The 5,296-nt window shown below is 64.0% G+C and carries 5 protein-coding genes; 4 read left to right on the top strand and 1 reads right to left on the bottom strand.

Going from position 1 to position 5,296, the window contains the following annotated elements:
• Both VGQ94_01510 and VGQ94_01505 read left to right on the top strand, forming a co-directional pair.
• A partial coding sequence (locus VGQ94_01510; GenBank protein HEV2021184.1) for a hypothetical protein occupies positions 1-385 on the top strand: 385 nt, incomplete at its 5' end.
• Between the two features lie 589 nt (positions 386-974).
• Positions 975-2,801 carry a lipase maturation factor family protein gene (locus VGQ94_01505; GenBank protein HEV2021183.1) on the top strand — a complete coding sequence of 609 codons (1,827 nt, stop codon included), beginning with the start codon at positions 975-977 and terminating at the stop codon, positions 2,799-2,801.
• Positions 2,802-2,932: 131 nt separating this feature from the next.
• Here VGQ94_01505 and VGQ94_01500 read toward each other — a convergent pair whose 3' ends face one another.
• On the bottom strand, positions 2,933-3,625 hold the full coding sequence (locus VGQ94_01500) for a Bax inhibitor-1/YccA family protein (protein ID HEV2021182.1): 693 nt from the start codon (positions 3,623-3,625) through the stop codon (positions 2,933-2,935).
• A 584-nt stretch (positions 3,626-4,209) separates the two neighbouring features.
• On the opposite strand from VGQ94_01500, the gene VGQ94_01495 reads away from it, so the two are divergent.
• Together VGQ94_01495 and VGQ94_01490 are read left to right on the top strand one after the other, a co-directional pair.
• Positions 4,210-4,770 carry a hypothetical protein gene (locus tag VGQ94_01495; protein ID HEV2021181.1) on the top strand — a complete coding sequence of 187 codons (561 nt, stop codon included), beginning with the start codon at positions 4,210-4,212 and terminating at the stop codon, positions 4,768-4,770.
• Positions 4,771-4,774: 4 nt separating this feature from the next.
• A partial coding sequence (locus tag VGQ94_01490) for an OmpA family protein (protein HEV2021180.1) occupies positions 4,775-5,296 on the top strand: 522 nt, incomplete at its 3' end.

Raw genomic sequence — 5,296 nt, 5'->3', positions numbered from 1 at the left:
CACGCTCGCGGACGTGGCCAGGCTGTCGGCAGAGCTTTACCAGAGGCCGCCCGCGGCCGTGGAGTTGCCGCCCAGCCTGCTCCACGTGGAGATAGCGCGGGAAGCGGCCACCATCCTGATGCTGCTTGCCCTGGCGCTGCTCGCCGGGAAAACCCGGCGGGAGCGCTGGGCGATGTTTCTCTGGGTTTTCGCGTGGTGGGACATTTCCTACTACGCCAGCCTGTGGGCGACGGTCCGCTGGCCGCCGTCCCTGGCGACGGAGGACATCCTCTTCCTGATTCCCACGCCATGGATCTCCCAGGTCTGGTTCCCAGTTCTGGTCAGCGTCCTGACCTTGGCGGCGGTGGTGGGAGGCCGCGCCGCGAAGGCAAAAGGGAAAAGTTAGAAGGCAAAAGGCTTGGCGAACCACCCGCGGCCACACGGCAATCATTTAGAATTTGGAACCTCGATGCCAGCCAAGGCGGTGAGAATGTAGTCGTTGACCGAGGCCTGGGCGCGTAGCTCAAATGGATAGAACACCGGCCTTCTAAGCCATCCTTGGCCCTCCTGCATCATTCCGCACTACGACGCATTAACGTGCATTACCCCCGCGTCGTCAGCTACTTGCGAGTGAGTGATCCGCGCACCCCGGCGCACAGTCACACAGGAAATTGAAAAGCCAACTGACACCAGAACTGACACAGGTTTTGGCGAGACCGGAGTCCCAAAGGCCCTCTATGCGGCCGGGCGGGAGGGCCGGAATCGCGCGGTGGTGTGGCCGGGGCCTTCCGCGCGCGACGCACGTCCGAGAGCGAGGCCTTGGCAAGAGTGCGCACAACCTCTTCTGATCCTCTCTCGGCCTCGCTCACGCCCAGAGGAAAGCTCAGACCCGATTCCTCCTCTGGCCAGCGTCTTCTTGGCGTATTCTGCCTGTCGTTTCCGTCATTCAGCACTCGATGTTTCGAAGTATGCCAGAGAGTGACAGCAAGCCTGAGTTGAATCGCGCCGAAGACGCGGCGGAGCGGCCGGTGCTCGTCTTTGACGGCGAGTGCGACTTCTGCCGCGTCTGGGTGGACTACTGGAAGAGGCTCACCGGGGAGCGCGTGGAGTACGTCTCCTTCCAGGAGATTGGGGAGCGCTTCCCGCGCATCCCGCGGGAGGACTTCGCCGCCGCGGTGCAACTGATGCTGCCGGGAGGCGAGGCGCGCAGCGGGGCGCATGCCGCCTTCACCCTGCTCGCTTCGCTGCCCGGCAAACGCTGGATGCTGTGGATGTACGAGCGCGTCCCGCTCGCGGGCCTGCTGGCTGAGGCCTTCTACGGCTGGGTGGCGCGGCATCGCCCCCTGGCTCTCCGCGCGACCAAGCTGCTCTGGGGAACGCCGCTCGAGCCGGAATCGGTTGTGCTGGTCGAGTGGCTGTTCCTGAAGGCGCTGGCGGTGATCTATGCCATCGCCTTCGCCTCCCTGGCTGTGCAGGTGACGGGCCTAGTGGGCTCGCGGGGCGTCGAGCCGCTCGCCGATTTCCTGCCGCGCGCGCGCGAGGTGCTGGGGACTTCCGCCTACTTGGATTTCCCGACGATTTTCTGGCTCAGCGCGAGCGACACTGCGCTGCGCGCCGCCTGTTGGGCTGGCGTAGGTCTTTCGGCGCTGCTGTTCTTCGGGATCGCGCGGCGCGCGGTGTGTGCCGTCCTGCTCGTCCTTTACCTTTCGCTGACTGTCGCCGGGCAGGACTTCATGAGCTTCCAGTGGGACGCCCTGCTGCTGGAGGCGGGCTTCCTGGCCATCTTCCTGGGCAGCTCGCAGGTGGTGCTGCGCCTCTATCGCTGGCTGCTCTTCCGGCTGCTGTTTCTCTCCGGGATGGTGAAGCTGACCAGCGGCGATCCGGCGTGGCGTTCGCTGGCGGCGCTGAGCTATCACTACGAGACCCAGCCGCTGCCCACGCCGCTGGCCTGGTACATGCACCAGCTTCCGCTCGGATTCCACAAGCTGGAAGCGGTCCTGATGTTCGGGGCAGAGCTGGGCGTGCCCTTCTTGTTCTTCGCGCCGCGGCGCATCCGCCATCTGGGAGCGCTGGCCACGCTGGGGTTCCAGGCGCTGATCTTCCTGACCGGGAACTACACCTTCTTCAACCTCCTGGCGGTAGCCCTGTGTCTCTTCCTGCTGGACGATGCGTTGCTCGGCCGCGCAGTGCCGCGTGCCCGTCGGAAAAAGCTCGAAGCCGCCGAGTCGCGGCGGCGGCGGCCGAAGTGGTTGTATAAGGCCGTCGCTGTGGCGCTGGCGGTCTTCATCCTGACGGTGAGCAGCTACGAGATGGCGGGCGAATTCTTCCGATTCCACTTCCAAACCGCCGACCGAGCGATGGCGCGCATCTATCCCCTGCGCCTCGTGAACACCTACGGATTGTTCGCGATCATGACCACCTCGCGGGAGGAGATCGTGATCGAAGGTTCGAACGACGGCGTGACCTGGCAGGAGTATGAGTTCCCGTACAAGCCGGGAGACGTCGGGCGGCGCCCGCCCTGGGTGGAGCCGCACCAGCCCCGCCTCGACTGGCAGATGTGGTTCGCGGCGCTAGGCAGTTACCAGGACAATCCCTGGGTGCTGCGGCTGATGGAGCGCCTGCTCGAGGGCGAGCCTGCAGTGTTGCGGCTCTTGGAGAAGAACCCGTTTCCCGGCCACCCGCCGAAGTACGTTCGCGCGCTCCTCTACGACTACCGCTTCACCACGCCCGAGGAGCGACGCCAGACCGGCGCCTGGTGGGCGAGGGACCTGCGCGGGCTCTATGTGCCCCCCGTCTCGCTCAAAGACATTGTTGTGAAGTAGGCGTTGTGAAGTAGGCGCCTGGCAGCATTTTCGGAGGCCATCTTTCCATAGGGGCGGCGGCGCGTCTGAAAGCGATTCTGCTGCGAACGAGGTGATCTACTTGGCGGCAGCGTCGGTTTCGGCGCGGCGCGCTACTTGCGCCGGCCGAACAGGCGTAGCAGATACAGGAATAGGTTGATGAAGTCGAGGTAGAGGGCGAGCGCACCCAGGATGGCGGCCTTGCGGTCCTCCTCGCTGCCTTCCATGCCGGCGGCGTGCATCTGCTTGATCTTCTGCGCGTCGTAGGCGGTCAGGCCCACGAAGATGAGGATGCCGGCGTAGGTCACCACCCAGTAGAGACCGGAGCTGTGCCAGAAGATGTTGACCACCGAGGCCAGGACCAGCCCGATGAGAGCCATGAAGAGCAAGCTGCCCATCGAGGTCAGGTCGCGTTTGGTAGTGGCGCCATAGATGCACATGGCGCCGAAGGTGCCGGCGGTGATGAAGAAAGTCAGGCCGATGGACTCGGCGGTGTAGATCAGGAAGATGACCGAAAGGGTCAGGCCATTGAGGGCGGCGTAGAAGAGGAAGGCGCTGAAGGCCATGACCGGGGTCATGTGCTTGATGGCCCAGGAGAGCGCTGCCACGATGCCCAGCTCGGCCAGGATCAAGACCCAGAAGAGACCAGAGCCGAAGATGGCCTTCACCAGGGCGGGATTATTGGCGGTGTAGGCGGCCACCAGGCCGGTGATGGCGAGCCCGCCCGCCATCCAGCCATAGACGCGGCTGATGAAGGTGCGCTCGGATGCTATCGACTGCGAGATCGCATATGGCGCGGTGCCCATGATGTCCTCTGCCTCCCGGGAAAGCCTTCCTGCAGAGTTTAGCCGGGTCCGGAAGAGCAGGCAATCCTACTTGCCCACCAGCACGAACGCTCCCCCAGTAGAAGGGCAGGTCGCGGCCGTAGCGGGCCTTGAAGCCGCGCGCATTACCACGCGGGGCTGGGGAGAGACCAAGCCGGTGGCCCCGAACAAGAACCCCGACGGGCTCAGACAACCCGGAAGGACGCCAGAAGAACCGCCGGGTGGAGATCACACTCACCAAGAAATAGTGACCTGGGGAACCGACTGCGCGTCCCGGCAGGGGCGACGGAACGGGCCCAGTTCGGAGCCGCCGGCCTTGCGGGCCGAAACCATTTCCTTTCGGCACTTATCGGCCTGGCGCACTGAACCTGCCGCCAAATCAGACCTTGAGCTTCCGTAGCTCGTGCAGCAGCCAAGGAGCGATTGACTCGTGCCTGCTTCTGCGCTAGGCTCGGCCACCTCTTATTTAGGGTTCTTTCCCGGGTGTTCCCGCAAGCAAGCTAGAAAACAGAGGCAGGGCGACAGGGTCAACATGTCCTCTCCCCCGGCCTCCTGGAGGTGCTGTAATGCGTATCCGCCAAGGGACCACGATTGCGCTGGTCTCGATTGCGCTGACGCTTCTCGCCGGTTGCAGCAAGAAAGAGGAAACACCGGCGGCGGCGCCGGCGAGCAGTGCTTCCTCTTCCGGCAGTTCGGTGCCGACCTCCTCGAACAGCGCGGCGCCTTCTTCCACAAGCGCATCTTCTGCAGCCCCCTCGGGCTCCGTGATCGCCAGCGCTCAATATGCCAATGATCCCAGTGTGCGTTGCGATCTGCTGGAGGTGAAGCGGGTCAGCGGCGGCGCCCTGTTGGCCAGATGGCGCATCGTCAACACGGGCGCGAAGGCTGTCAACTACGACTTCAGCTGGACCGACGTCTACTACATCGACCCTGCGGAGAACAAGAAGTACAGCAACCTCACAGACGCTGAGGGCAAGAGGATCCTGGACATCTGGTACGGTACCCTGGGGCCGGGTGAACAGCGCATCAGCTGGGCTAAGTACCCGGCGCCACCGGCGACGTCGAAGCGCATCAGTCTCAATGTCCCGAAGTTTGCGCCCTTTGAAGACGTTCCGGTTACCGAGTGAAGCCATGCGCATCCGCGGTTTTTTTGGACGCAACCTGCTTACCTGGCTCCTACTTGTGACCGGGGCGGCGGCCCAAGGTTACAAACCGGACGACCCTATCCCGCCAGGGGCGAAAGGGACGGTGCTGCCTATCCAGGGCAATGTGGTCGAAATCAAGGGCCTGAGCTCGGGCGTCACCGGGGGAGCGAGCGGGATCCAGAGCGTGCTGCAGGACCTGGGGGCCAAGGTCACAGAGATGGAAGTGAGGATCGACCTCGCGGCCGACGTGCTCTTCGATTTCGATAAGGCCGCGCTCAAGCCAGAAGCTACCGACGCGCTGCGTAAGGTCGGACAAGTGGTCGCCGCGTACCCCAACGCTCCCATGCTGATCGAGGGTCACACCGACGGCAAGGGCAAGCACGCCTACAATATGGGGCTTTCGGAGAGGCGGGCGCAGTCGGTAAAAAGCTGGCTGGTACAAAACGCGTCCATTGAAGCCGCGCGCATTACCACGCGAGGCTGGGGAGAGACCAAGCCGGTGGCCCCG

This window comes from Terriglobales bacterium (assembly GCA_035937135.1).
Lineage (GTDB): Bacteria > Acidobacteriota > Terriglobia > Terriglobales > Acidobacteriaceae > DASYVL01.
Note: the sequence above shows the minus strand (reverse complement) of the source record. Positions and strands in the feature narration are given on the sequence as shown.

Coding starts and splice junctions, on each gene's coding strand:
- VGQ94_01495 (HEV2021181.1), top strand. CDS start 4,210: ATGCGTATCCGCCAAGGGACCACGATTGCGCTGGTCTCGATTGCGCTG.
- VGQ94_01500 (HEV2021182.1), bottom strand. CDS start 3,625: ATGGGCACCGCGCCATATGCGATCTCGCAGTCGATAGCATCCGAGCGC.